A 25,594-nucleotide genomic window follows, 5' to 3' on the forward strand; every position below is an offset into this window, starting at 1 on the left:
CGAACACGGAACCGGCCGGGATGTGCAGGTCGACGCCGTCGAGGACGGTCTTGTCGCCGTACGACTTGCGCAGCCCGTTCGCCGCGATGGCCAAGCTGGTCATGGAGTGCTCCTTCTACAGGCTGCGGGCGGTGATGTCGCCGTGGGCGGTGGTCGCGTGGATGGCCAGGCCGGCGTCGGCGCCGTCGGCGTTGTGGAGTGCGTTGTGGATCCGGCCGTAAGTGGTGCCGGCGTCCAGGGAGGCGGAGACTCCGCGGGCGGCGCCGACCGACACGTCGCCGGACTCGGTGCGCAGCACGACCGTGCCGCGCACGGCCTCGGCGACGCTGATGTCGCCCTTCTGAGTGCGGATCTCCGCGGCGCCGCCCAGACGGCCGATCGACACGTCACCGGCGAGGAGGGTCAGGCGGGCGCTGTCGGCCTCGTCGAGCTTGACCGAGCCCTGCGCGCCCTCGAAGGTGACGTCACCGAGCCGTCCGACGCCCCGGAACTCGGCGGCGGCCGTCTTGGCCTCGATGCCGGAGCCGGCGGGCAGTTGGACGGTCACCTCGACTGCTCCGGAGGGGCCGAAGGCCTGGTTCTTCGCCGCGGGGCCCTCGATCCGCAGGACGCCGTCGCCGTAGGCGACCCGGACCTGCTCCGCCGCCTTCACGTCGCGGCTCTTCGAGGCGTTCGCGGGCAGGACCTCGACCGTGGTGTCGGCCCGGTCGGCGGCGATGAACTGCACGCGTCCCGCGGGGATGTCCAGGACGGCGGTGACCAGGGCGGGGGTGTCGAACTTCTGCATGGTTTCTCTCCTGCGGCTCGTCGTTTCTGACGTTGGAAACGCTACGTTGCGTTCACGGATCACACAACGAGATTGTTGCGTTCAATCTCGATAAGACCAGGTCAAAGTGAGTATTTCGTTGCGATGGTCTCTCGCTTAACGCAACAACTCTCCCCTGTTCGTTGCAATGGATTGAGAGTGAACGCTAGGCTGTAGTCACCAAGGACCCATGAGGAGGCCGCTGTGCCGGGAGGCAGACTCACCCAGCAGGAACGCCAGCAGATCGCGCTGGGGCTGGCCGACGGGCTGGCCTACGCGGAGATCGCCAGGCGGCTCGATCGTCCGACCTCGACCGTTACGCGTGAGGTGATGCGCAACGGCGGCCCCACCGACTACCGCGCCGACCTCGCCCACCGCGCCACGGAGCGCCGTGCCCACCGGCGCAGACAGGCGGCGCCGGCGTCGGAGGTGCCCGCACAGGCGCACGGGCGCGATGCCGAGGCGGTGCGCGAGTACGAGGAGTTGTTCACCACCGTCCTCATGGCGTCGGGCATGCCCAAGATGATGTCCCGGGTGATGGCCTGCCTCACCCTCACCGACACCGGCAGCCTCACCGCGGCGGAACTCGTCCGACACCTCCAAGTCAGCCCGGCGTCGGTCTCCAAAGCGATCGCGTTCCTCGAAAGCCAGGCGTTCGTCCGCCGGGAACGCGACGAACGCCGCCGCGAGCGCTACGTCGTCGACGACGACATCTGGTACCAGTCGATGCTGGCCAGCGCCCGCTCCACCGCCCACGTCGTGGAGATCGCACGGCAGGGCGTCGGCGTCCTCGGCCCCGACACTCCGGCCGCCGCCCGCCTGGAGAACGTGGCCCGCTTCCTCGACTTCGTCTCCGAGAGCCTCGCCCGCGCCGCGGAGCAGGCCCGCGAGATCCTCCACGCGAAACCCGAAACGACCCCGGGCGGCGGCGACGAGCCGCGTTCGGACCGCGCGTAGGCGATCGTCTCGCTCGGGCACAGCCGGTCGGTCGCCCGGGCCGGCGGCGTCGAGGACAGTGACGACGCGGCTCTGGGCGAGGGCGACCCGGAGCAGCGGGCGGCTACGACGCTCCCGTCGCCCTGGGCTGGCGGCGCATCAGGTACGCAGCCCCCGCCCCCGCGCCGAACAGGGCCACCAGCGACACCGCGGCCCCCAGCCAGGTCGCGCCCAGCCACTGGCCGCCGAAGTAGCCGAGGGCGACGCTGTAGGCGGCCCAGGCCAGTCCGGCCAGGGCCGACCAGGGGAGGAACTCGCGGACCCGGCGGTGAGCGGCGCCCGCGACGAGAGAGACGACCGAGCGGCCGGCCGGGGCGAAGCGGGCCAGTACGACCAGAGCACCGCCGCCACGGGCGAGGGCGCCGCCGAGACGTTCCTGCGCCGTGGTCAGCCGGCGGGAACGGGCGATCGCGCGGTCCAGGCGTGGCCCGCCGCGCCAGGCGAGGCGGTAGACCGCCAGGTCGCCGAGGACGGACGCGGTCGCCGCGCACAGCGTCAGGACCAGGATGTCGGGGACGTCCTGCGGAACCCGCCCGGCAGCCGCGGCGCCGGCGCCCGTGCCCGCGGCCGCCGCCGTGGCAGCCGTGATCACCAGGACACCGCTCGGCAGCACCGGCAGGAAGATGTCGAGGAGCACCGAGACGGCCACCAGCACATAGATCCATGGGCTGCTGACCAGCGAACCAATACTCCCGAGACTCTCGGCCACCACAACTCCCCGTTACTCCCCCGTGGGCCGGGCCATGCCGCGAGACGCGGGGACGGCAGGAGCGGCCGATGACAGCCATACAGCGTACGCCTGAGGTGTGACAGACGGTTCACAGGGGCCTTGTGTGTTCGGCGCGGAGCGTTCACCTGGGAGAGGGTGTCCGCGCCGGGAGCGGGTGTTCACGCCTCGCGGAGTGCCCGCGTGCCGCCAGTCGCACGGTGATCTCCCCGCCGCGGGGCGACAGCGGTGCCTCCCCGTCGACAGCGGTGCCTCCCGGTGCAGGGAGGCACCGCTCCGGTGCCTCGTGGATCAGGCGGGTACCGCTCCGGGGCGGTCAGGCCGCGACCGGCGTCTGCCGCTCCGTGGCGGACTTCTCCTGTTCGGACGTGCGGCGGGCGAACAGCCGGTCCAGGCCGAAGGCGCCGGAGCCGGTGAAGGCCAGCAGCAGGAAGGCCCAGCAGAACATGGCGGAGGCCTCGCCGCCGTTCTCCATCGGCCACAGGGCGCCCGGCTGGTGCACCTTGAAGTACGCGTAGGCCATGGAGCCCGAGGAGATGAACGCGGCGGCGCGGGTGCCGAGGCCGAGCATGACGAGGCCGCCGCCGACCAGCTGGATCACGGCCGCGTACCAGCCCGGCCAGGTGCCCGCCTCGATCGTGCCGCCGGTTCCCGAGGCGCCGCCGAGGACGCCGAAGAGGGAGGCCGCGCCGTGACAGGCGAAGAGCAGGCCGACGACTATGCGGAACAGGCCGAGAGCGTAGGGCTGGGCGCTGTTGAGGCGTTCGGACATGTGGGGGTGCTCCTTCGGTCGGACCGGCCGTATGGGGCCGGTGGGGACGGAACCGAGTGGGGTGCCCACGTTAGGTGCGCCTTACGAGTACTTGCAAGTTCAACATTTAGCCATGGCTTAACGAACGGTCACCCTTCCGGTCCGGTCGCCCTTGCAGGTGGGAGCGCTCCCACCTGTACACCGCAGGCCATCGATGTGACTGGTTTCATACTCGGCCTCGCTCCTGGCCTACGCCAGCTCTCTGTCCGTGATCATCCGCAGGACGCTCGCCCCGTCGCGCTCCGCCCGCGCCTGCTCCAGTCGCAGCCGGGCCGATCGCCCCCGCAGGGTCAGCGTCATGAGCTGGTTGCCGAACCAGGGGCCGCCGGTCTTGCGCCAGCCGACCGCCGGCGGCGCACAGCGTCCGTGCCGGGCGATGCGCCGCCCGAGGGCACGCGCCAGGGCGCTCCAGCCGAAGCGGAAGCCGAGACGGATCGAGAGCGGTACGGAGTTGTGGACGGGGGAGCAGGTCAGCTGCGCCACCCGGGCGTCGGGCGCGCGGCCCGGCCAGGACGGTTCGGCCACGTAGGCGTGGTGAACGTCGCCGGAGAGCACGCTCACCGTCGCGGGCGCCCCGGGGTCGGTGCCGGCCTCGGCGATCAGGTCGGCGAGGGCGTCGAAGGAGGACGGGAAGGCCGACCAGTGCTCCAGGTCGGCCCCGCGTCTGATCCTCTCCCCGAGGCGCGCCCAGCGTGCGCCGCGCTCGCCGACGCACATCGCCGCGTTCCACGCCTCCACGTCGTGCACCAGGTGGGGCAGCAGCCAGGGCAGGGAGGTGCCGATCAGCAGATGGTCGTACGCACTCTGCTCGCCGTCCCCGTCCCCGTCCCCGTTTCCGTCCCTGTTCCCGTTCTCGCTGTCCCTGCCCTCGGTGTCCCCGTCCCGGTTCTCGCCGCCGACCCGCCCGTCCAGGATCTGTTCCCGCAGCCAGGCGGCCTCGCCCGGGTCGAGCATGGTGCGGCGGTCCTCCTCGAGGACGCGGGCCGCGCGTGAGTCCACCATCACCAGCCGTACGCGGCCGAAGTCGCGCCGGTAGCTCCAGCGGACGGAGGCCGGGTCGGCGTCGGCCCGCGCGGCGAACGTGCGGAGTACGTCGGTGCCGTCGGGTGTCTCGCGGACGGCCGCGTAGAGAGGGTCGGCGGCCAGCTCGTCCGGGGAGAGGTTGCCCAGTTGCTGGTACACCCAGTAGGACATCAGCCCGCTCAGCACCCGCTCGCGCCACCAGTCCGTGGCCCGCATGTCGGCGAGCCAGGCGGCGGAGGTGTTCCAGTCGTCGATGACGTCGTGGTCGTCGAAGATCATGCAGCTGGGCACGGTGGACAGCAGCCAGCGCACCTCGGGGTCGAGCCACGACTCGTAGTAGAGGCGGGTGTACTCCTCGTAGTCCGCGACCTGGTCGCCGGGGGGTTCGCTCAGGTCGCGGCGGCCGGCGATCCAGTGGCGTGTGGCGTCGGAGACCTCGTCGGCGTACACCTGATCGCCGAGCAGGAGCAGCAGGTCGGGCCGCGCGCCCTGCGGGTCGGCGGCGATCCGGGCGGAGAGGGTGTCCAGCGCGTCCGGGCCCACCCGGTCCTTCCCGCCGGCCGGTGGTGCGGCCCAGCGGCAGGAGCCGAACGCGATGCGCATCTCCTCGTGCACCGCCGGGGACGTGGTGATCACCGAGGGCGGGAAGCGCGAGTCGGGCGGCGGCCACACGTGCGCGCCGTCGAGGAGTACGTCGTACTCCGTCGCCTTCCCGGGTGTCAGACCGCTCACCGGGACGAGGGCGTAGTGGTGCCCCGCGATCTGGAAGGTGCGGGACGTGCCCCGGGCGCCGTCGGCGCAGCGCACCTCGGCGGTGCACGGGCGGTTCGTCTCGACCCAGACGGTCGCGCACGAGCCGTCGGTGTACCTGAGCAGTGGTCCCAGGCGTAGTCCGGCCATGGTGATGCCCTCCTCCGTCGCCCCGTACGGTACGGAACGACGGAGGTGGGCGCGGAGGTTCCGCGCCGGACACGCGGTGACCGGACACGCGGTGACCGGGCGCGCGGTGACCGGACACGGGGGACCGGGCCGCCGGTGGCAGACCCCCGGACCTCCGGTGCCCGGACGTCACGTCCCGGTCACCCGGTGCCCGGCCGGCCGGGACGTGGCGTCAGCAGCTCGCGAGCCGGCTCTGCAGTGCCGACTTCTCGGCGGAGTCGACCGAGAGGTCGTAGTAGTACTTCACCTGGACCCAGGCCCGGACGTACGTGCAGTGGTAGGCGCTGCGCGAGGGCATCCAGGTGGCCGGGTCCTGGTCGCCCTTGGACTGGTTGACGTTGTCGGTGACCGCGAGGAGCTGGGGGCGGGTCAGGTCGTTGGCGAAGGACTGGCGCCGGGAGGTGCTCCAGGAGCCGGCGCCGGAGTCCCAGGCCTCGGCGAGCGGGACGAGGTGGTCGATGTCGACGTCGGAGGCGGCGGACCAGGTGGCGCCGTCGTAGGGCGAGTACCAGCTGCCCCTGGTGGCGGCGCAGGAGGAGTCGGTGACGACGCCCGAGCCGTCGCGCTTGAGGACGGTCTCGCGGGTGTTGCAGGAGCCCGACTGGGTGATCCAGTGCGGGAAGAGGTCGCGGTCGTAGCCGGTGCGGTTCTCGGTCTCCACGGTGAGGGAGGCGAGGTAGGAGCGGGCGGTGGCGGCGCTGACCGGGGTGGGGAGGGCGGCGGAGGCGGCCGGGCCGTTGAGGAGCCCGGCGGAGGCTATGAGCCCGGTGAACGCGGCGAGGAAACCGAGCCGTCGACGCGCGTAGAACTTCGGCATGCGAACTCCCTTGGAGTGTGGGGGTGTTGGGGCGCGGGCAGGGGAATGCTCGCGACGCCGCATGGCGCACAGATGTGCGGTCGGTAAGAAGTTAGTGACGTGTGCATGGCACGTCTATAAGTCCGACGGGACTTTCGCCTCCGACGGCCCCGGGGCTTTCGCCTCTCGGGATCGCTCGACGGCTCGCGTACTATGGATGGCGCAGAAGGGGAGTAGCTCTTCGCCGGACCGTCGACATACTGCTCAGCTCGCCTGAGCCGGCGCCCGGAGGCAGGCCTCGCACGCGGGGCCGGCCAGCGAGACCTTCGGCAAGCAGTGCACGCCCGTGCCGTACGGCACGGGTGGACCGTGTGCTGCCGTGCCGAGGTGTCTTGCGTCGCGGGTGTGTGAATCCGCGGGATCAGCACTCTCGGTGGGGCGGCCCCGACCGATAGAGGAACCCTTGATCAGCCTGACCGTGACGGCAGTCGTCTTCGGCGTCGTCTTCCTGGCCGAACTGCCGGACAAGACCGCGCTCGCCGGCCTCGTCCTCGGCACCCGCTACCGAGCCTCGTACGTCTTCGCCGGCGTGGCCGCCGCCTTCGCGCTGCACGTCGTGCTCGCGGTCGCGGCCGGCAGTGTGCTGACCCTGCTGCCGCAGCAGATCGTGCACGCGATCACCGGCGTGCTGTTCCTGGGCGGCGCCGCCGTGCTGCTGATGAGGAAGGACGACGAGGACGAGGAGATCCGCAAGCCCGAGAACCAGTCCTTCTGGAAGGTCTCCGGGGCGGGATTCATGCTCATCCTGGTCGCCGAGTTCGGCGACCTCACGCAGATCATGACGGCGAACCTCGCGGCCCGCTACGACGACCCGCTCTCCGTCGGGCTCGGCGCGGTGCTCGCGCTGTGGGCGGTGGCCGGTCTCGGCATCGTCGGCGGCAAGGCCCTGATGAAGCGGGTGCCGCTGCGGCTGATCACGAAGGTCGCGGCGCTGCTCATGCTGGGCCTCGGGGTGTGGAGCCTGTGGGAGGCGGTCGCCGGGTGAGGCGCGCACGGCGGGACGGCGGGACCCGGTGACGCGCGAGCGCTGTGACGTGCGAGCCCGGTGGCGCGAGCCTGGTGACGCGTGACCGACGCGGGCCGGGTGGCAGCTGAACTGACGCGGGTCGGATGGCGTGCGAACCGACGGGGACCGGGTGGCGTGCGAACTGAACGATGCGTGAACGTTCGGGCGAGGTGGTGGCGCGATGCCCGGTATGTTTTGTACCGTGGATGAACAAAGTGGCTCCCGCCCGTTCTCCCTGACCGGCGGGCGGGGCCGCCTTGTATTCCTCCCCGCGCCTTGGAGTCTGCCGATGACGGCCACCACCGTTCTCACCGCCCGTGCACTGCTGCTGGACATGGACGGCACCCTCGTCAACTCGGACGCCGCCGTCGAGCGCGTCTGGCGGCGCTGGGCCGACCGGAACGGCCTGGACGGCGACGAGGTCATGAAGGTCGTCCACGGGCGGCAGGGCTACGCCTCGATGGCGCTGCTGCTGCCCGACCGGCCCATGGAGCAGAACCACGCGGACAACGCGCGCCTGCTCGCCGAGGAGACCGCCGACACCGAGGGCGTCGTCGCGATCCCGGGGGCGCCGGAGTTCCTCGCCTCGCTGCGCGGCCTGCCGCACGCCCTGGTGACCTCGGCCGACGTGCCGTTGTCCACGGCGCGGATGGCCGCCGCCGGACTCGTGCAGCCGGACGTCCGGGTCACCGCCGAGTCGGTCGGCGCCAGCAAGCCCGACCCCGAGGGCTTCCTCAAGGGCGCCGCCGAACTGGGCGTCGCCCCTGCCGACTGCATCGCCTTCGAGGACTCCGGCGCCGGCATCACGGCCGCGCGCGCCGCGGGGATGCAGGTCGTGGGGGTCGGCCCGAGGGCCGGTTTCCACGGGCCCGACGTGGTCGTGGAGGACCTGACGCGGATACGTGTGGAGGCCGGTGCGGACGGGACGCTGCGGCTGCACATCGGCTGACGAAGGGGCGCCGCGCGCCGGCCGAACGCGGGCCGGCGGAACGCGCGCCCGCTGAACGGCGGGCCGCGCGCACCGCCTACGGTTCCCGCGCACCGCTACGGTTCGCGCGCACCGCCTACGGTTCGCGCGCACCGCCTACGGTTCCCGCGTCTCCGACTCCAGCTGGCGCCGGGTGTCCTGCCCGTAGACGCCGAGCTCGTCGGAGCGGATGCCGCGGGACCACTGGTAGTTGCGGACCGCGTCCTCGAGCTGGCGGTTGTATCTGCCGTCGAGGTCGCCGTTGTACAGGTACAGCTGGGTCATGCGCTGCTGGAGTTCGGTGACCTCGGGGCCCTGGTCGCCGCGGTGCAGGGTGCCGCCGCCGTCGGAGTCGGGTCCGTCCTCCTCGGACTCCTGCGCGGGGCTGTCGGCCGGCGCCGTCGTCGTGGTCCGCGTCGGCTCGGCCGACCGGGACGGCGCGGGCGAGGCGCTGGACGCCGACGGGGACGGCGAGGGGGACGGGCTCGCGCTGGCGGACGCGGACGCGGAGGCGGACGGGGACGGCGACGCGGAGGTCGGCCGTGCGGAGGTGGCGCTCGGCTCGGGGGCCGTCGAGGCCGCACTGACCGACGGGTCCGGCACGCTCGCCCGGACCTCCTCCGGCAGCGCTCCGTCCCGCGAGGGCGACTCGTAGGAGAACAGCCCGCTCGCGTACCCGGCCGCCCCCACCACGACCACGACCGCCCCAGCGGCACTGAGCAGCACGCCGCGGCGCCGCCGGCGCGGTGGCCGCCCGTCGGTGCCGTACGCGTCGTCCGCACCGGACCCCGCGGGCGCGGAGGGGGCGGTGGACGCGGCGGCCGAGGTCTCGAACAGGCGCAGGTCGTGCGCGCTGGGCGGGCCGGCCGAAGGCGCCAGGGGCGTGGGCAGTACGGAGGTCGCCTCCGTGGCCGCGCCGGGCGGTTCGGTGCCGACGGCGCGCAGCGTCATGGTGGCGTCCGGGTCGGGCGAGGCCCCCGAAGCGGGGGTGGGCGCGGTGGGCGCGGTCCCCGGAGCGGAGGTGTGCGCGGCCGGCGCGGACGGGGGTGCCGCGGGCGCCGGTCCCTCCGGTATGGGCGTACCGGAGGAAGGGGCCGCCCCTGCCGGGGGTGCCGACGGCTCCCCGGCGCCGTCCAGCTCGACGTACGGCCGTATGCGCAGCGGGTCGAAGTCCTCCGCCGCTGCCGCCTGTGCCGTACGCGCGTCGCGCAGGGCGTCGGACACCCGCTCCCCGCAGGCGCAGGCGGGCGTGTTGTCAGCCTCCCTGGGCGTTCCGCACTCCGGGCACGAGTGCCTCCGGGGCCGCTCCTGCGGCTCCTGCGGCGGCTCTTTCTGCTGTTCCACGCGTTCGTCCCTCCCCTCGCGACTCCCCTCGCGAACTCCAGAGATTATGCAGATCTTCTCCACACTCCCGCGCGCACGCCCCCGGAATCCCGGCTTTCCACAGGACTGAACCGGCCATACCCGGTCACACCGACCTGGACGGAAGGTGAGACGTCCGTGGGTGCGGTGCCGAACGCCGTGGCGTACGAGGACCTGGGCGTCGCCACCCCCGGCGCGACCTTCTTCCGCTCCTTCGGCGCCTCCTTCGGCGTGGCCGTCTTCGGCACGGTCTTCGCGGGCCGACTCCGCCGTCACCGTGTCTTCCTGTACGGCCGCCCCCGTCGCCCTCCTCGGCTTCGTGCCGGCCTGGTTCCTGAAGGAGGACCGGCTGCGGCGCGGGCCGGCTGAGCCCGCCGGGCCGCCGGGGCCGCCGGGGCCGTCAGGCCGCGTACGGGAGCTGCTTCACGAACCAGTGCTCGGCGTACGGGTCTTCCTTGTAGGCCTCGGTCTCCGTGTAGCCGAGCCGGGCGTACAGGGCACGGGCCTCGACGAGGTCGCCGCGTGTGTCGAGGACCATCCGCGAGGCGCCGAGCGCCCGTGCCGCGTCCTCGGCGGCCCGTACGAGCAGTGCGGCGCCGCCCCGGCCGCGCATCCGCTCGTACAGGAACACCCGGGTCAGCTCGGCGGTGGTGCCGTCCCGCAGCCGTACGCCCGAGGTGCCGGCCGGTTCGCCGCCGTACCGCGCGACCAGCAGCCGTCCCCGGGGCGGCGCGAGGTCGGCGCCGGAGTACGCGGCGATCTCCCGCTCCAGTTCGGCGGGTTCGGTGGGCCGGCCCTCGTGCAGCAGGTAGTACCGGTCGCTGACCTCCGTGTAGTACGCGCGCCAGAGGGCGGCGGCGACGGGGGAGTCGTACGGTTCCGGGGCGATGGTCCAGGTCATGACCGGCATTGTCGGGACGGCACCGGCGCCCTGTGCAAGCGTATTTTCGCACCGATGTGCCGTGAGCGCGAGCTGTGCGCCGTTTGAGCGCGGGGTCCGGGGCAACCCGAACGGCGAACCGGCCCGCTCCGAGAGCCGGTAGGGCCGAGAACCCGGAAGGCACTCATGTCCACAGGCGTGATCATCGCTTTGATCGTGATCGTGGCGGCCGTGCTCGTTGTCGCGGCCGTACTGGCCCTGCGCGCGCGGGGCCCCCAGCACGGCGGAAGCCTGAAGCGGCGCTTCGGGCCCGAGTACGACCGGGCCGTGGCCCGGCACGACGGCGACACCGCGGCCGCCGAGCGCGAACTCGCCGAGCGCGTGGCACGGCACGGGTCGCTGCACGTCAGGCCGTTGGAGCCGGTCGAGCGCGAGCGGTTCGAGGCGCGCTGGACCGCGGTCCAGGAGCGCTTCGTCGACTCCCCGCGCGAGGCGGTCGGCGAGGCGGACCGGCTGCTCGCGGAGCTGGCCGGCGCCCGGGGCTTCCCGGACGGCGGGCAGTACGAGGAGCAGCTCGCGGCGCTGTCCGTGCACCACGCCCACCACGTCGACGGCTACCGGCGCGTGCACCGAGTGACGCACGCGCGCGTGGACGGCGCGCAGGACAGCGGCGCGGGTACGGAGGAGATGCGCGAGTCCCTGGTCGAGGCCCGCGCGCTCTTCGAGGACCTCGTACGCTCCGGCCGCCATGACGCGGGCCGGCCCGACGGCGGTCGGCACCGCGCCGGGACGGACGGTGGCGGACACGCGCCGGCGTCCTCCCGCCCGCACCACTCCTGGTCGCTCAGCAAACGCCAGCCGAAGGAGAGTTGAGCAATGTCCGATGTGACCCGGCAGCCCGGCGGGATCCCCGTCGAGCGGGACAGGCAGAGCCCCGGCGCCCCGGTGGAGCGGGGCAGGCAGAGCCCCGGCGCCCCGGTGGAGCGGGGCAGGCAGGACCCCGGCGCCCCGGTGGAGCGGGACAGGCAGGACCCAGGCGCCCCGGTGGAGCGGGGCATGCCGGCCACCGGCGCCCGCGTCGAGCGGGACGGGCGGGCCCCCGATGCCCGCGGCGAGACCATCCCCGGCCCGGACACCGCGCCGGCCCACAGCGAGGGCACGACCCCTCCGGCCGTCCACGGGGGCGCACTCCTCCCGCACGAGGAGTACGACGAGCTCGGGCAGCGGCTGCGGCACGCGGTGGCCGGTTTCGTCGACGGGCCGCGTGCCTCCGTGGAGGAGGCGGACCGCGTCCTGGAGGAGATCACCGCGCGCTTCACGGAGGCCGTGACGCACCGCCGCCGCACACTGCGCACGTCCTGGCACGACACCGGCCAGGACGACCGCGCGGCGAGCACCGACACCGAACAACTCCGCCTGGCCCTGCGGGACTACCGCGAACTGGCGGACCGTCTCATGCGCCTGTGACGCATAGGCGTCACCGCTCCGCCCGGCGCTCCCGCCACTGCCGTACGACCTCTTCGACGTCGTAGGGCTTCAGACCCAGCGGGGGGCCGGGCGGCGGCTTGAACATGACGTCGCGGATCTTGACGTTGATCTCCTCGACGATGCGGCGGACCACCCGCTCCGACGGCGCGTTCGCCGCCGCCTCCAGGGCGTCCTCCGCCTCCTTGCGCAGGGCCAGGGTGGGCGGCAGTACGGAGAAGCCCTCGCGGGCCATCTTCCGCTTGACCCACCAGAGTTCGTCGTAGGTGCTGTCCACCTCGCTGGGGAGGGGCTTGCCCGCACCGGGCAGCTGGGCGAACTCGCCGCGCGCGTCCGCCTCACGGATCTGTTTGTCGACCCAGGACTCGAAGTCGACGCCAGGTGGCTTTCGCTCGGTCATGACCTCATTGTGCCGGACACGGCACCGGCGGCCGACTTATCATGCGGCGGCGGTACGTCAACGAGGGACGTCTCTGGAGGAGCGCACGTGCTCGAACTCACCATGGCCGTCGTCACCGCGGCGGACGCGGGCGCCACGGCCGGCATGCAGATGGCCGACGCGCCCAGCGAGCCGGGCGCGGTGCTGCGGGTGGGCCGGGACAAGTCCGTGTGCCGGCTGTCGACGCCGGACGACTGGCTGTTCGTCTCCCGGGTCCACCTGGAGTTCCGCTGCGGACCCGACGGCACGTGGCAGCTGACCTGGTTGCGGGGCTCCCAGCCGGAGCCGTCCTCCGAGGTCCGGCTCACCGTCGGCGGCCACGCGCAGCCCGTGTCCTACGGCGGCACCGTGCCGCTGCCGAGGGGCGGGAGCGGCGAGATCGTGGTCCAGGACCGCACGGAACCGCGCAGCGTCAACGTCGGCTTCTACCACGAGGCGTGAGACGCGCCTTTCCCCGCGAGGCCTGAGCGCGCGCCGCCCTCACTCCAGAACGCGGGCCAGCGCGAAACCGTCGTAGCCCTTGCTGCCGACCGTCTGGATCGCCGTACCGCTCAGCCGCGGGTGGCTGCCGATCAGCTCGATCGCGGCGCGGGTGCCGCGCACGTCGTCGCCGGTGTCACCGGCGTCGGCCACCCGTCCGCCGCGGACCACGTTGTCGACGACGATCAGGCTGCCGGTGCTGGTGAGCTTCAGGGCCCACTCCAGGTAGTGCGGGTTGTTGCCCTTGTCGGCGTCGATGAAGACCAGGTCGAAGGGCGGCGGGTTCTCGTCGGCGAGCTGCGGCAGTGAATCCAGGGCGGGCCCCACGCGCACGTCGACGAGGGCGTCGAGGCCGGCGCGGGCGATGTTGCGGGTGGCGACCTCGGCGTGCCGGGCGCTGTACTCCAGCGTGACCAGGCGGCCGTCGGCGGGGAGGGCGCGGGCCAGCCAGATGGTGCTGTAGCCGCCGAGGGTGCCGATCTCCAGGATGGTGCGGGCGCCCTGGATCCGAGCGAGCAGCTGGAGGAGCTTGCCCTGGTTGGGGGTGACGTTCACCTGCGGCAGCCCGGCGGCGTCGCTGTCCCTCAGGGCGGCCTCCAGCGGGCCGTCGTTCGGGCTGAGGTGGTGGGTGAAGTAGGCGTCGACGTCGTCCCAGAGCCGCGACTCGCTCATGCAGGGGGCCTCCTGTGTGCGTCGTTGGCGTTTCTGAGTGGATGCGCTGACGAAGTGGATGCGCTGACGAAGATAGCCCCGGGGTGACGACGTGTCAGGCGATTGACGAGGGCGTGTCCCCGGCGGGGTGGGCCGGGCCGCGGGCCGGGTGGCAGACGGCCGCATGGTTCGGGCAAGGCCGCGCGCTCGGCGCGCCTCGCCCCTTCCTCCCTCCCCCCGGGGAGCGTCAGCCCTCGACGGCCGGTGCCGAGCCCGGCAGTGGCCGGCCCGCGGACTCGCTCATGAACCACACCGCCACGCCACCGATCACGGCCGCGGCCATCATGTAGTAGGCGGGCATCATCATGTCGCCCGTCGCGCCGATCAGCGCCGTCACCACCAGCGGCGTCGTCCCGCCGAACAGCGACACCGAGACGTTGAAGCCGATCGACAGCGAGCCGTACCGCACCCGCGTCGGGAACAGCGCCGGCAGCGCGGACGGCATCGACGCCGTGAAGCAGACCAGCAGCAGCCCGAGCGCGGCCATGCCCAGCCCCACCGCGAGCAGGCTGCCCTCGCGGATCAGCAGCAGCGCCGGGACGGACAGGAGCAGGAAGCCCGCGCAGCCCGCCGCGATCACCGGCCGGCGCCCGATCCGGTCGGTCAGCGCGCCCGCGAACGGCTGGACGACCATCATCAGCGCCATCACGACCAGCACGACCAGCAGTCCGTGCGTCTCGTCGTACTCCAGCTCGCTCGTCAGGTAGCTCGGCATGTACGACAGCAGCATGTAGTCGGTGACGTTGAAGACCAGCACCAGGCCGACGCAGAGCAGCAGCGCCCGCCACTGCCCGGTGATCATGTCCCGCAGCGGTACCTTCGGCCGCGTCGACTCCGCCTTCTCCAGCTCGGCGGCGAACGCCGGCGTCTCCTCCAGCCGCATCCGCAGATACAGCCCGACGATGCCCATCGGTCCGGCGATCAGGAACGGGATGCGCCAGCCCCAGGACGTCAGGTCGGCGTCGGACAGCAGCGCCGTCATCAGGGTCACGAGCCCCGCACCGCCGATGTACCCGGCGAGCGTGCCGAACTCCAGCCAGCTCCCCAGGAACCCCCGCCGCTTGTCCGGCGCGTACTCGGCGATGAAGGTGGACGCGCCCGCGTACTCACCCCCGGTGGAGAACCCCTGCACCAGCCGCGCGGCCAGCAGCAGCACCGGCGCCCAGACGCCGATCGTCGCGTACGAGGGGATCAGCCCGATGGCGAACGTACCCGCCGCCATCATGATCATCGTGAGGGCGAGGACCTTCTGCCGCCCGACCCGGTCGCCCAGCGGGCCGAAGACCATGCCGCCGAGCGGCCGGACCAGGAACGCGGCGGCGAAGGCGCCGAAGGTGGAGAGCAGCTGGGCGGTCGGGTTGCCCGACGGGAAGAAGACCTTGCCCAGCGTCACGGCGATGTAGCTGTAGACGCCGAAGTCGAACCACTCCATCGCGTTGCCGAGCGCCGCCGCCTTCACGGCACGTCTGACGAGAGCGGGATCGGTCGCGGTGGGGGGAGCGGATCCCGGAGCGGACCCTGCCGGAGGGGAGGGACGCGGGTGGGTGCCGGACGGGTGAGTGGCGACGGGGGCAGCCGACAAAACTTCGCTCGCCTACCTTTCGACGGGGACAGGGACGCCACGACCCGTACGGCGGCACTGTCGCCGGGCCGGAAAGAAACCCGCGGCACTCGGCCACGGGCAGAAAAGCGACCATAGGCGCTGATGCGCCGCTTACGCCCGGTATGCTTTTCGTTGCACAGTGCACCAAAATGGCGTGCACGCAGGGACGTCCGTACGCCACGGAGCGCTGCATCGCCCCGTGACCTGTGATCCTTCTCGCTTCCACGAGAGGCGTCCGTGCCGCTCCCGCACTATCGTCGTCCGGACGAACGGCCGGACGTCCGGAAAAAGTCGGGACGAAATGCGGGCGGCGGTCAGGTTGAACGGGGGTTGCCTGCGTCTCCCTCCGGGGGTGGTGCGAGCCTCATAGGGTTCGCAAGGACAACACACCGCGTACACGGGCGCGGTACGAACGGGGCGGGAGGCCGACGAGGCGTGGCGAATGCGGAGCACAGTGGGCGACCGGCGGAGCCTTTCGGGGCACCGGCCGTCGATGCGACCAGGGCACGGCTGCGCGCCGCGCGCCTCGGCCTGTGGCTGGTCGCCGCCATCCTCGCCGTACGACAGCTGGCCACGGTCCTCAGCACCCCGAGCGGCGAACGGCTGACGGACCTGGAGACCTGGGTCGGGGAGCACGGAGTCCTGCACGTGGAGGGGTCCCTCTACGACTCCACGCAGTTCACCGGCACCCCCTTCGTCGGCCTCGTCCTCAAACCGTTCACCCGCGCCGCCGAGCAGGCCCTCGGCTGGGGCTGGACCTTCGGCTCGCTGCTGCTCGTCGTGGCCCTCGGCCTGGTCGCCGCCCGCGCCCTGCCGAAGCCGGTGGGCCGCCGTACGGCACTGCTGGCGGCGCCCGTCGCCGTCAGCCTGCTGATGCTGTCGCTGCCGGTGCGCAACGCGCTGTGGCTCGGCCAGACCAGCATCATCCCGGTCCTCCTCGTCCTGCTGGGCTGCTTCGCCGTACGCGGTGAACACGGCGACCGGATCGGCGGCGCGCTGATCGGTGTCGCCGCCGCGTTCCAGCCGACCGTCCTCCTCTTCGTCCCCCTGCTGTGGTTCACCGACCGCAGACGGGCCGCCGTGTCCACCGGCGTCACCTTCCTCGCCTGCACCGCCGTCGCCTGGGCGGCCATGGCGCAGGACTCCTACACCTACTGGGTCCACCACCTGGCCGGCGTGGGCCTGGGCGGCGAGGCCGACGACCTCGCCAACCAGTCGCTGCACGGCGCCCTGCTGCGGCTCGGCCTCTCCGGCCCCCTGGAGATCGCCCTCTTCCTCCTGCTCGGCGCCGCCGTCGCCGTCCTCGCCCTGCGCCGCGCCGTGCGCTACGCCCGCGACGGCCAGCTGCTCCTCGCGGTGGCGATCACCGGCTGCGCGGCCGTCGTGGTGTCCCCGGCCACCTGGCAGCACCAGCTGCTGTGGGTGCTGCCCGCGCTCGTCGGCCGGGTCGGCAAGAAGGCGTCCGACCGGTACGTGTGGCCGGTCGCCGTCGTCCTGGTGATGACGCTGCCCGCGAAGATGATGCTGCCGAACATGGCGGCCCTCTACCCCCTGCGCGACAACGTCGTACTCCTCGCGGCGCTGGCCGCCGCCGTCGCCGTGCCCTTCCTGTCCCGCACGTCGCCGTACTTCGACACGCCGGTCCCCACGAGCTACGCCCCGCCGGTCCCGGCCCGCTTCAAGCACGTCCCGCTGCTGCCGTTCCTGCGCCGGGTCCTCACCCGGCCCAACCTCCTCCTGGAGCTCCTCCTCATCCGGGTCACCTACGCCGCCTACTCCCAGGTCCGCCTCGCGGCGACCGGCGGCAGCAACTCGGCGGGCCGGGCGCGGGCGGAGGAGCACGGCTGGCAGATCCTCGACATCGAACGCTTCCTGCACATCGACATCGAGCACGCGGTCAACCACGCCGTCGTGAAGATCGGCTGGCTGCGGGACTTCTTCGACTTCTACTACACGTCGTTCCACTTCGTCGTCCCGCTGGCCGTCCTCGGCGTCCTGTACTGGCGCCGCCCGGTCGACTACCGCTGGGCCCGCGCGTCCCTCGGCTTCGCCACGCTGCTGGCCCTGGTCGGCTTCTGGCTGTACCCGCTGGCGCCGCCGCGCCTGATGCCGACCCTCGGGATCATCGACACGGTGCACGGCGTGCAGGACTTCTCGAAGCCGGACTACGGCACGCTGACGCACCTCACCAACCAGTACGCGGCGATGCCGTCGCTGCACTTCGGCTGGTCGCTGTGGTGCGGTGTGGCGATCGCGATCATCGCCCCGAAGATGTGGATGAAGGCCCTGGGGCTCCTGCACCCCACCTTCACCGTCGCGGCGATCGTGGCGACCGGCAACCACTGGATCCTGGACGCGGTGGGCGGCGCGGCCGTGGTCGCGGCGGGCTTCGGGCTGACGTACCTGTTCCAGGGGCCGAGGGCCCGGGTGGTCACCGGGACGGCGGTCACCGCGACCGCGGTCACCGGGACCGCGGCCAAGGACGCCTTGTCCTCGGCGTCCTCGGCGTCCTCGGAGCCCCTGGAGTCCTCGGCGTCCTCGGACGCCTTGGCCAAGGACACCCCGGCCAAGGACCCCGCCCCGGCCGCGAGCACCATCCCCGCTCCCGCCCCGTCCCCGGCCGACGACGACGCCTCGCCCGCCGAGGGGCTCAGCAGCGGTCTTCCGACCCCGGCGAAGGACCGTACCCGGAGCTGAGCCGGTACTCGCCCGCCGCCTCGACGGTCAGGCGGGTGAACTCGCCGTCCTGGGCGAGGCACCCGCCGTCGGTCCGCAGCCACGGCGACCAGGCGACCCGTACGGTCACCGGCCCGGGCCGGTCCACGCGGAGCACCAGGTCGGCGCTGCTGGTCGTCACGACGGTGCCGGGTTCGGAGACGAGCGGTACGGCGTCCCGCACCCGGTACACCCTCCAGTGCTCGTCCTGCCAGACGGGCTCCAGCCACTCGGGCCGCAGGTCAGGGTCCCGCACGAGCGCCGCCTCGGCCCTGGCGGGGCCGTCCGGCTTGCCCAGCGGAAGCACGACGAAGCCGACCGCCCAGCGGTCCAGCCACGCCCGGTAGGTGGCCGCGGAGAGGGTGCCGTCGTAGAAGAGGCGGGCGCGTTCCACGTCGAGCTGCCGGTTCCAGCCCCGGGCCAGGTTGACGTGCGGGGCGAGCCCGGACGCCTCGCGGTGGTCGCGGGCCGGCACCACCTCCACCCGCGTGCGGTCGGCCCCGAGCCCCTCCAGTGCCCGCACGACACCGTCCGTCTCGACGGCCCAGGCGGGCACCACGGTGTACTCCCGCAGGTCGTCGGCGGTCTTCTTCCCCATCCACCAGACGGAGAAGACGAGGGCGACGACCAGCAGACCGCGCGATACCCGTCGCAGCGGGGGCGCGGTGAGCAGGGCCGCGAGCAGCGCGACGGGAGCGAAGTACTCGGCGAACCGCTCGACGTTTGTGCCGACGGGGGAGGCGACGAGGTAGGTCAGCACGGTGCCGGTCGCGTAGACGGCCCCGCTCCACCGGGCGACCCGCCAGGTACGCGGGGCGAACGCGGTGACGGCGAGGCCGAGCACGACCGGCGGCCATATTCGGGCCGCCGGCATCGGCTGCTCCCCGGTGAAGGGGAACAGCAGCGTGGTCAGGCCGACGACGGCGGCGGGCGGTACGAGGAGCACGAGGGCGCGCCCCCAGTCCCGTACGAGCAGGTAGCCCGCCCCGACGACGGCCAGGAACAGCCCGGCCACCGGCGACGCCATGGTGGCCAGGGCCGCGTGGCCGGCGGCGATGACCAGCCGCCGTTCCCGGACCAGGTACAGGCACGCGGCCAGCCCGAAGGCGAGGCCGAGCGCGAAGGTGGTACGCCCCGAGGCGACGTTGCACCACAGGGCGAGGGAGGCGAGCAGGGCGGGCCACAGCGGCCTGCGCACGCCGGTCCGCTCGATCAGCACGGCCGCCAGCCAGGCGGCGGCCAGTCCGGACGCCACGGTGACCGTGCGCACGCCGAGCAGGGCCATCAAGTGGGGCGATATCACGCTGTAGTTGGCGGTGTGCGTCCCGCCGTACCAGAACAGCCCGTACGGCGAACCACCGTGCCGCGAGGTGAAGTCGGCCCATGCCTCCTGCGCGGCGAGGTCGCCCCCGCCGGTGGCGAGAAACGCCCACCACACCGCGTACAGCGGGATGGTGGGCAGGGTGGCGAGCAGGGCGACGCGATGCCGGCGCCCGAAGGTGCGCAGGGCATCGCCCGGGCGTCTCTCCCGCTGCCGTTCGGGGCGGGGGACGGTCGTCAGTGCGGCAGGGACCACGGTGGGGGTTTCCGTTCGGCGTCATCGGGGGGCACGGCGAGGGCACGTGCGAAGACGATAATTCGAACAGAAACGTTGACCTGACCCGGTCCGGGGCATCGGGTCGTCCGGGCACGGCCGGGGGCGGCAGGACCGTGGGGTTCGAATGCGGGACGCGGCTCAGCCGTGGGTCAGGGACTCCTGCGACGGGACGACCACGCCGTACATGTCGGCGATGGTGGCGAGGGCGCCCTGGTGCACCTGGCGGGCGTCCAGTTCGGTGCCCGCGACCGGCAGCGCGCGGGTGGCGCAGGCGTCGGCCACGACCGTGGGGCGGTTGCCGCGAAGGAAGGCGCCCTGGGCGGTGAAGGCCACGCACATGTGCGTCATGAAGCCGACGACGACGAGGTCGTTGTTGCCGGCCGCGTCGACGTGCTCGCCCAGGTCGGTGCCGAAGAAGGAGTCCGGTGCCTGCTTGGTGACGACCGCTTCGCCGTCGACGGGAGCGACGCTCGGGTGGATCTGCCCGATCTCCGCCCGGATGTCGTACGGGGTGCCCTCGCCGCCGTCGTGGACGACGTGGATGACCTTGGCGCCCTCCTGGCGGGCCCGTGCCAGCAGGCGGGAGGCGGCGTCGAGCGCGGCCTGCCAGCCGTCCAGTTCCATCACGCCGGTCGTGTAGGTGTTCTGGTAGTCGACCAGGACGAGGGTGGAGTCGGCGAGCTTGGCGGGAGTGTCGTCGAGTCCGTTGAGGCGGCGCAGCGTGGTCCTGGGCATGGGGAACCCCCTGGTGGTCGGAGTGGGATGACGGGTGGCGACCCGCGCCTACGACGCTACGGCCGGCGCGGGATGTCGGCAATGTCATCTAACCTGCAGATACCGACATGCCCGGTAGCCGCAAGACCGCATGACCTGCGTGGCCACGCGCCCGCGGGAGATCGCCGAGGAGCCCGTGAACTCCGTGGAACGACTGATCGTCGTCGTCCTCTTCGAGGGCGTCGACCTGCTCGACGTCACCGGACCGCCGGAGGTGTTCGCCCTCGCCCGGCGCGAGGCGGACGAGGCGGCGGGCTACGACGTCGTCCTCGCCGCCGAGACCCTGGACCCCGTCACCACCGGCGCCGGGGTGCGCGTCCTGCCCGACGCGACCTTCGACGAACTGGCCACGAGGGCCGTCGACACCCTCATCGTGCCCGGCGCGGTCGAGGTCGACGAGCGGGGCCGTGTCCGCGCCCTCACCGACCCCGCCGTGGTGAAGCGGGTCGGGGAACTCGCCGGCCGGACCCGGCGGGTCGCGTCCGTCTGCGTCGGCGCGCACGTACTGGCCGCCGCCGGACTGCTCGACGGCAGGCGCGCCACCACCCACTGGTCGACCGCGCGGCAGCTCGCCGAGGAGCATCCGGCGGTCGAGGTGGACGCCGACCCGATCTTCGTCCGGGAGGGCGACGTGTGGACGGGCGCGGGCATCAGCTCATGCCTCGACCTCTCCCTCGCCCTCGTCGCCGACGACCTCGGCGAGGACGTCGCCCTGCGCGTCGCCCGGCAACTGGTGATGTACCTGAAGCGGCCGAGCGGCCAGAGCCAGTTCAGCGTCCCCCTGGAGCAGGTCTCCACGACCCGCCGCGTCGAGGACCTCCGCCACCACGTCCTGCGCAACCTCGCCGAGCCGCTCACCGTGGCCGACCTCGCCGCGCACGTCCACGTCAGCGACCGGCAGCTCACCCGGATCTTCAAGAACGAACTCGGCACGACCCCGCACGCCTACATCGAGTCGGTCCGCGTCGAGGCGGCACGCCGGCAGCTCGAATCCACGGACGCCACCTTGGAACGCGTCGCCTCCGCCTGCGGTTTCGGCACCGTCGACACCCTGGTCAGGGCCTTCCGCCGCAGACTCGACACCACTCCGACCGAGTACCGCCGCCGATTCCGGACCGGCGCGAGCGCCCACGGCTAGTGCTCTGACCGCGAAGGTTTTGCCGGGTCTGGGCAGGCGAAACTCGTACGGACGCCTCTGCCGGCGGACAGCGTCATGCCCCGGACGAAGGGGATTCTTGACCATGGCAGAGCGTGCGGTTCCGTCTCGCGTGGTGGCCGCGGAGCGTGTCGCCTACGAGGCGGGTTCCAAGGAGAGTTCCATCCCTGAGGTGGGCAGGTTGCTCAGACTGGCCGCTGCTGCGAAACCACGGAGTCATTGCGGGGAGCGGCACCGGCTCGGGCGTGGGTACCGCCTGGCTGCATCTTCTTCTGCGACGGCGGTGGCAGGCGTGACGGCCCCGAGCAGGTCGTCGAGCTGCTGGCTTCCGGTGGCCTTCTCATCCTGGACGACTTCACCCCATCGCCCCATTGGCCGCCTCGTTTCGGCGGCGACGTGGATGAACTCCGCCTGTTCTATCTCACATATCCGGCCCTGAACGCCACTGAAGTACGCACAACGCCCGTCAGTCCAGCGGTTTCGGCATGCCGCCACTGGCGAGAAAGGCGTGGACCGTCTTGATCACGCCGCGAGGACCGGTCTGCCGCCCCAGCAGCTTCTGCCCTTCCTGGTGGGTCAGTCCGCGCACCCGCACAGGCTCAGCCGCCACACCTGCAGCGGTCGGAACCCGGCGAACCTTCCCGGTCAGACAGGCCCTAGACCTAGGCCTTGCCCCAGTCGGCGCGGAACGTGGAATGGCCGGGGAAGACGGCATCCGTGCAGTGCCGGCGCGTGGTCACGTCATCGACGTAGGCGCGGAAGACGTCCTCCATCTGGGAGACCACCAGCTTGGCGTAGCCGAGGCTGCCGACGGTCATGGTGTGGACCTGGGGGCGGCCGTCGCAGACGGAGGAGGCCCACCAGATCGGGTCCGTGGCACTGCGACCCGCCTTCCCCGGGACCGCCGGTTCCGGCGTCTCACCCTCGTCGGTGCTGGTGAGACGGAGGTTCTCGGCGACCGGGCCGGCGTAGGTGTGGAGGGAGACGAACCACTCGCCCGGGAAGTCCGGGCTGTTGAGCCAGTCGTGTTCGGCAGCCTCGTCCATGTACACCGCGTTGGCGCGGCCGGAGTCGAGCACAAGGCCACAGCTCTCGTCCCACACCCGGGCGTCCGTACGGCTCTCGACGACCTCGTCCGGGTACGGCGACCGGTCGGCAAGGCCCGTCTTGCCGTACCAGGCGCAGGTTCCCTCGGCCCGCGCCGCCGGGACGGGGCCCGCGGTCAGGGCGGGCACGTCGTCCGGGGCGTCCGGCAGACGGTCGGCACAACCGAGCCGGTCGGCGAGGTTGTTGGCGGTCTCCACGGCCGTCTGGGCGAGGATGTCGCGGTCGTGACCGCTCACCTGGGTGCCCCGCCGAGGCATGAGCTCGGCCCGCGCCCACAGGGCCCGCACGGACGTGTCCTCCGCCTTCGCTCCCTCGCACGGCAGTTGCACGGTGACCGAAGAGTCGGTCACGCGGCCGGCGATGTCGCCGCCCAGGGGCTGCGGTGGGTAGGTGGTCCGACCGAGCATGCCGACCGGGCCCTCCATCGGCGCGTCCGCGATCCGGGGCTGGTCAGCTGGCAGGACGCCCATCGCACCGGTGAAGAACCAGCGGATACCGGTGTCGGTGCCGGCCCGCTCGCCCGCCTCCGTGCTGAAGATCTCGCAGTCGTGCGGGATCCCGGTGTCCGGGTCGAAGCTGTCGTCGTCGAGTCTCCGGTGCGTGATGGTGCCGCCCGCTTCGGAGAGGGCCAGTACGCGGCCCGCCGGGACGAGTCCCCCGCAGGCCGCGTCGATCTGCCGGTGGTTGTTCCACACCAGCCAGATCTCCCGGCCGCTCCAGCCGATGGCCACCACGGCGGCCAGGCACAGCACGACGTTGATCGTTTTGCGCACCCGGTCCGATATCCGCACCGCTCCCCCGTCCCTCGGCGGCCCCCTGTCGGCGCCGCGACGTCCGACGAAACTAACAGGCGCTCAGGTGTGCCATCCCGTGAGGCCGGTGACGCTGTCGACACCGATCGGAGCCAGTTCCCACCAACCCGGCGAACCTTCCCGGTCGGAGCACTGGGCAGTTCGCTCGTCCTCACCTCGCGCTGGTCCACTGGCCGAGCAGACGGGCCCCGGCCCGGCCGCGCCACCACAGGAAGGCGGGAAGGGCGCTCAGCGTCATACCGGCCGCGCCGATCCACAAGGTCCCGGTCGCGCCGAACGCGGAACCGGACGCCCCGCCCATGAGTCCGCCGAGCGGAATGCCGCCCGAGGAGACGAATCGGGCCGTGGCGGCCATCCGGCCCAGGAGCCGGTCCGGGGTGAGGGACTGCTGGAGGCTCGACTGGGCCACCACGCGGACGACGCCGCCCATGGAGAGCGCGGCGAGCCCGATGGCACCCCCGTACAGGGTCCAGCCGGGGCGTGCCAACGGCATGAGGACGGCCAGGGGGCAAGTGACCAGCGTGGCGAGCCAGATGACCGGCCCCTGCCCGATCCGCTTGGACAGCGTGGTGGCCGTCAACGCGCCCAGCAGGGCGCCGCACCCCATGCCCGACAGGACGAGTCCGGTGCCGAAGGGCCCCAGGCCCGTCGTACGCTCCAGGAAGACCAGCAGCATCGTCTGGTACATGACCAGGGAGAGGTTGAATATCGCGTCCGAGAACATGATCGCGCGCAGGGCGGGATGGTGGAGGACGAAGTGCAGCCCCTCCGTGATCTCCCTCCTGAGGCCAGGCCTCCGGCCCGGCTCCGGATCCGACGCCGGCTTCGGGTTCTCCTCGCGCCCGCGGATCGTGGCCGCGAAGAGGCCCGACAGGGCCATTCCGGCCGAACTCGCCAGGAGCGTGGCCGGAGCCCCCACCAGACCGACCAGAGGGCCCGCCACCGCCGGGCCGCCGATGCTGGTCACCGAGCGGACCGCCGAGAGCTTCGCGTTCCCCTCCACCAGGTTCTCGCGGCCCACCAGATGCGGCAGACAGCTGACGTGTGCGACGTCGAAGAACACGGTCAGTACCCCGTGCAGCAGGGCGACGGCGTACAGCAGCCGGAGGGTGAGCAGGTCGGCCCACCAGGCGACCGGGATCGTCAGCAGGGCCGACGCCCGGAGGAGGTCGGTGCCGATCAGCACGGACCTCTTCCGCATCCGGTCGACCCAGGCCCCGGCCGGCAGCCCGACCAGGAGCGAGCCTGCCGTGGTCGTCGCGGCCAGCAGTCCGACCTGGAACTCGTCGGCGTGCAGGGTCGCGATCGCCACCAGCGGCAACGTCAGGAAGATGATCCGGTCGCCCAGTTGACCGAGTGCGGTGGCGGCGAGGAGACGCGCGAAGTTCCGGTCGCTCAGGAGGCCGAGCCGTAGACACCCGGGCATGCCTAACCCTGTTCCGTGGGCGTGGTGGAGGCGGGGAGGGGACGGTCCACTCCGAACTCGTAGACCACTTCCCGGTACCGGTCCGGAACGACCATGTCGGCCGTTTCCACCGGGCGCCGGTCGGTGTCGTACATGGTCCGTTCGATGTGGAGCACGAGGTCCCCCGGGCTGATGCCGAGGAGGTTCGCCTGAGCCCGGGTGGCACGGGCCGGGCGCGGCACCTCGACGACCGACTCGACTACGATGCCGATCGAACGCATGCGCTCGACCACTCCCTTGCCCGCCAGGGGCCCCGTCTCGGGCAGCACGACCGCTGTCCCGTCCGTGAGGGCCAAGGGCTCCCAGGACTCGGAGAGCTGGACCGGTTGTCCACCGGCCAGGAACTCGTACCGCGTGGTGACGCAGAGGTCGCCGGGGGCGATGCCCAACCGCTCGGCGATTCCGTCCGGCGCGGGGACGCGGACCAGGCTCTCCGCGTCCCAGGCGTCGGCCCCGCCCCGCTCCCGCGTGTGGGCGCGACGGGGGAGCCCGCCCGCCCGCTCCCGGTGCCGCGAACGGACCAGGCGCAGACGCTCACGGGGGCTGCGGACGTACGTGCCCGAGCCCGCGCGTCCTTCGAGGAGTCCGTCGACGACCAGACGGTCCACGGCCCGCTGTACGACGTTGCGCCCGACGCCGTACTCCTCGGCGAGCCGTGCCCGGGACGGCAGCCGCGCCCCGATCTCCCACTCTCCGGCGAGAATCCGCGCACGCAGTACGTCGGCCACTGCCAGGTACGGCGCCGATCGGGGCATGATCGGTCTCCTTCCGGTCCTTTCAGAGATGCCGGCAAGCTACTGCACCGGCTGAAAGCTGATGGAGCAGAAATACGCTCGGCCGCCCGCCGCCCGCCGCCCGCCGCCCGCCGCCCGCCGCCC

The 25,594-nt window shown here is 72.5% G+C and carries 24 protein-coding genes and 3 pseudogenes; 10 read left to right on the plus strand and 17 right to left on the minus strand.

Features of this window, described 5'->3' with window-relative positions; all coding sequences use genetic code 11:
* Window positions 1-103 (minus strand): annotated as a pseudogene (locus tag ACP4J0_RS36535) (ABC transporter); the annotation flags it as partial.
* A 12-nt stretch (window positions 104-115) separates the two neighbouring features.
* Window positions 116-787 (minus strand): DUF4097 family beta strand repeat-containing protein, encoded by a 672-nt coding sequence (locus ACP4J0_RS36540; RefSeq protein WP_426603461.1) that lies wholly within the window; start codon window positions 785-787, stop codon window positions 116-118.
* Between the two features lie 222 nt (window positions 788-1,009).
* Here ACP4J0_RS36540 and ACP4J0_RS36545 point away from each other — a divergent pair, with 222 nt between their 5' ends.
* Window positions 1,010-1,762: a helix-turn-helix domain-containing protein gene (locus tag ACP4J0_RS36545; protein ID WP_426603463.1), complete on the plus strand. Its 753-nt coding sequence runs from the start codon at window positions 1,010-1,012 to the stop codon at window positions 1,760-1,762.
* 103 nt (window positions 1,763-1,865) lie between these two features.
* Here the strand turns inward: ACP4J0_RS36545 and ACP4J0_RS36550 are convergent, their stop codons facing one another.
* The 4 genes from ACP4J0_RS36550 to ACP4J0_RS36565 form a co-directional block, all read right to left on the minus strand.
* Window positions 1,866-2,510, minus strand: a complete 645-nt coding sequence (locus ACP4J0_RS36550; RefSeq protein WP_426603465.1) for a DedA family protein — start codon at window positions 2,508-2,510, stop codon at window positions 1,866-1,868.
* A 334-nt stretch (window positions 2,511-2,844) separates the two neighbouring features.
* A complete protein-coding gene (locus tag ACP4J0_RS36555; protein WP_426603467.1) occupies window positions 2,845-3,300 on the minus strand; it encodes a DoxX family protein in 456 nt (151 codons plus the stop codon).
* 228 nt (window positions 3,301-3,528) lie between these two features.
* Complete coding sequence (locus ACP4J0_RS36560) at window positions 3,529-5,262, minus strand: alkaline phosphatase D family protein (RefSeq protein ID WP_426603469.1); 1,734 nt, start codon at window positions 5,260-5,262, stop codon at window positions 3,529-3,531.
* 211 nt (window positions 5,263-5,473) lie between these two features.
* Window positions 5,474-6,118: an HNH endonuclease family protein gene (locus tag ACP4J0_RS36565; RefSeq protein ID WP_426603470.1), complete on the minus strand. Its 645-nt coding sequence runs from the start codon at window positions 6,116-6,118 to the stop codon at window positions 5,474-5,476.
* Between the two features lie 442 nt (window positions 6,119-6,560).
* On the opposite strand from ACP4J0_RS36565, the gene ACP4J0_RS36570 reads away from it, so the two are divergent.
* A complete protein-coding gene (locus tag ACP4J0_RS36570; RefSeq protein WP_426603472.1) occupies window positions 6,561-7,142 on the plus strand; it encodes a TMEM165/GDT1 family protein in 582 nt (193 codons plus the stop codon).
* 310 nt (window positions 7,143-7,452) lie between these two features.
* A complete protein-coding gene (locus ACP4J0_RS36575; RefSeq protein WP_426603474.1) occupies window positions 7,453-8,112 on the plus strand; it encodes an HAD family hydrolase in 660 nt (219 codons plus the stop codon).
* Between the two features lie 135 nt (window positions 8,113-8,247).
* On the opposite strand, the gene ACP4J0_RS36580 is transcribed toward ACP4J0_RS36575, so the two are convergent.
* Window positions 8,248-9,474 carry a peptidoglycan-binding domain-containing protein gene (locus ACP4J0_RS36580; RefSeq protein WP_426603476.1) on the minus strand — a complete coding sequence of 409 codons (1,227 nt, stop codon included), beginning with the start codon at window positions 9,472-9,474 and terminating at the stop codon, window positions 8,248-8,250.
* A gap of 165 nt (window positions 9,475-9,639) precedes the next feature.
* Here ACP4J0_RS36580 and ACP4J0_RS36585 point away from each other — a divergent pair.
* Window positions 9,640-9,865 (plus strand): annotated as a pseudogene (locus tag ACP4J0_RS36585) (EmrB/QacA family drug resistance transporter); the annotation flags it as partial.
* 27 nt (window positions 9,866-9,892) lie between these two features.
* Here ACP4J0_RS36585 and ACP4J0_RS36590 read toward each other — a convergent pair.
* Window positions 9,893-10,393 carry a GNAT family N-acetyltransferase gene (locus tag ACP4J0_RS36590; protein WP_426603478.1) on the minus strand — a complete coding sequence of 167 codons (501 nt, stop codon included), beginning with the start codon at window positions 10,391-10,393 and terminating at the stop codon, window positions 9,893-9,895.
* 165 nt (window positions 10,394-10,558) lie between these two features.
* On the opposite strand from ACP4J0_RS36590, the gene ACP4J0_RS36595 reads away from it, so the two are divergent.
* Window positions 10,559-11,245 carry a hypothetical protein gene (locus ACP4J0_RS36595; protein WP_426603480.1) on the plus strand — a complete coding sequence of 229 codons (687 nt, stop codon included), beginning with the start codon at window positions 10,559-10,561 and terminating at the stop codon, window positions 11,243-11,245.
* 3 nt (window positions 11,246-11,248) lie between these two features.
* Window positions 11,249-11,839: a hypothetical protein gene (locus ACP4J0_RS36600; protein ID WP_426603482.1), complete on the plus strand. Its 591-nt coding sequence runs from the start codon at window positions 11,249-11,251 to the stop codon at window positions 11,837-11,839.
* A 10-nt stretch (window positions 11,840-11,849) separates the two neighbouring features.
* Here ACP4J0_RS36600 and ACP4J0_RS36605 read toward each other — a convergent pair whose 3' ends face one another.
* Window positions 11,850-12,257: a DUF1992 domain-containing protein gene (locus ACP4J0_RS36605; RefSeq protein ID WP_426526693.1), complete on the minus strand. Its 408-nt coding sequence runs from the start codon at window positions 12,255-12,257 to the stop codon at window positions 11,850-11,852.
* 87 nt (window positions 12,258-12,344) lie between these two features.
* Between ACP4J0_RS36605 and ACP4J0_RS36610 the strand changes: the two genes are divergently transcribed.
* Window positions 12,345-12,737: a hypothetical protein gene (locus tag ACP4J0_RS36610; protein WP_426558417.1), complete on the plus strand. Its 393-nt coding sequence runs from the start codon at window positions 12,345-12,347 to the stop codon at window positions 12,735-12,737.
* A gap of 39 nt (window positions 12,738-12,776) precedes the next feature.
* Here ACP4J0_RS36610 and ACP4J0_RS36615 read toward each other — a convergent pair whose 3' ends face one another.
* The gene (locus tag ACP4J0_RS36615; RefSeq protein ID WP_426603484.1) at window positions 12,777-13,448 is read right to left on the minus strand and encodes an O-methyltransferase; all 672 of its coding nucleotides are present in this window, start codon (window positions 13,446-13,448) and stop codon (window positions 12,777-12,779) included.
* A 226-nt stretch (window positions 13,449-13,674) separates the two neighbouring features.
* Window positions 13,675-15,069, minus strand: a complete 1,395-nt coding sequence (gene proP / locus ACP4J0_RS36620; protein WP_426603485.1) for a glycine betaine/L-proline transporter ProP — start codon at window positions 15,067-15,069, stop codon at window positions 13,675-13,677.
* A 456-nt stretch (window positions 15,070-15,525) separates the two neighbouring features.
* Here proP and ACP4J0_RS36625 point away from each other — a divergent pair, with 456 nt between their 5' ends.
* Window positions 15,526-17,787, plus strand: coding sequence for a bifunctional glycosyltransferase 87/phosphatase PAP2 family protein (locus ACP4J0_RS36625; protein ID WP_426603487.1), 2,262 nt, complete (start codon window positions 15,526-15,528; stop codon window positions 17,785-17,787).
* Here the strand turns inward: ACP4J0_RS36625 and ACP4J0_RS36630 are convergent.
* Together ACP4J0_RS36630 and ACP4J0_RS36635 are read right to left on the minus strand one after the other, a co-directional pair.
* A complete protein-coding gene (locus ACP4J0_RS36630) occupies window positions 17,741-19,381 on the minus strand; it encodes a hypothetical protein (RefSeq protein ID WP_426603489.1) in 1,641 nt (546 codons plus the stop codon). The two genes, ACP4J0_RS36625 and ACP4J0_RS36630, sit on opposite strands and share 47 nt — an antisense overlap.
* A gap of 159 nt (window positions 19,382-19,540) precedes the next feature.
* Complete coding sequence (locus tag ACP4J0_RS36635; protein WP_426603490.1) at window positions 19,541-20,137, minus strand: cysteine hydrolase family protein; 597 nt, start codon at window positions 20,135-20,137, stop codon at window positions 19,541-19,543.
* Window positions 20,138-20,312: 175 nt separating this feature from the next.
* Here ACP4J0_RS36635 and ACP4J0_RS36640 point away from each other — a divergent pair, with 175 nt between their 5' ends.
* Complete coding sequence (locus tag ACP4J0_RS36640; RefSeq protein ID WP_426603498.1) at window positions 20,313-21,314, plus strand: GlxA family transcriptional regulator; 1,002 nt, start codon at window positions 20,313-20,315, stop codon at window positions 21,312-21,314.
* A 97-nt stretch (window positions 21,315-21,411) separates the two neighbouring features.
* Window positions 21,412-21,854, plus strand: a pseudogene (locus ACP4J0_RS36645) (transferase).
* Here the strand turns inward: ACP4J0_RS36645 and ACP4J0_RS36650 are convergent.
* The 4 genes from ACP4J0_RS36650 to ACP4J0_RS36665 all read right to left on the minus strand — a co-directional run bounded on the left by ACP4J0_RS36650 (window position 21,799) and on the right by ACP4J0_RS36665 (window position 25,471).
* The gene (locus tag ACP4J0_RS36650) at window positions 21,799-21,921 is read right to left on the minus strand and encodes a hypothetical protein (RefSeq protein ID WP_426603499.1); all 123 of its coding nucleotides are present in this window, start codon (window positions 21,919-21,921) and stop codon (window positions 21,799-21,801) included. The pseudogene ACP4J0_RS36645 and the gene ACP4J0_RS36650 sit on opposite strands and share 56 nt — an antisense overlap.
* A 73-nt stretch (window positions 21,922-21,994) precedes the next feature.
* Window positions 21,995-23,230: a hypothetical protein gene (locus ACP4J0_RS36655; protein WP_426603492.1), complete on the minus strand. Its 1,236-nt coding sequence runs from the start codon at window positions 23,228-23,230 to the stop codon at window positions 21,995-21,997.
* 172 nt (window positions 23,231-23,402) lie between these two features.
* Window positions 23,403-24,677, minus strand: coding sequence for an MFS transporter (locus ACP4J0_RS36660; RefSeq protein WP_426603494.1), 1,275 nt, complete (start codon window positions 24,675-24,677; stop codon window positions 23,403-23,405).
* Window positions 24,678-24,679: 2 nt separating this feature from the next.
* Window positions 24,680-25,471, minus strand: coding sequence for a GntR family transcriptional regulator (locus tag ACP4J0_RS36665; protein WP_426603496.1), 792 nt, complete (start codon window positions 25,469-25,471; stop codon window positions 24,680-24,682).
* Window positions 25,472-25,594 lie beyond the last annotated feature (123 nt).

Source organism: Streptomyces sp. WG7 (genome assembly GCF_049975785.1).
Lineage (GTDB): Bacteria > Actinomycetota > Actinomycetes > Streptomycetales > Streptomycetaceae > Streptomyces.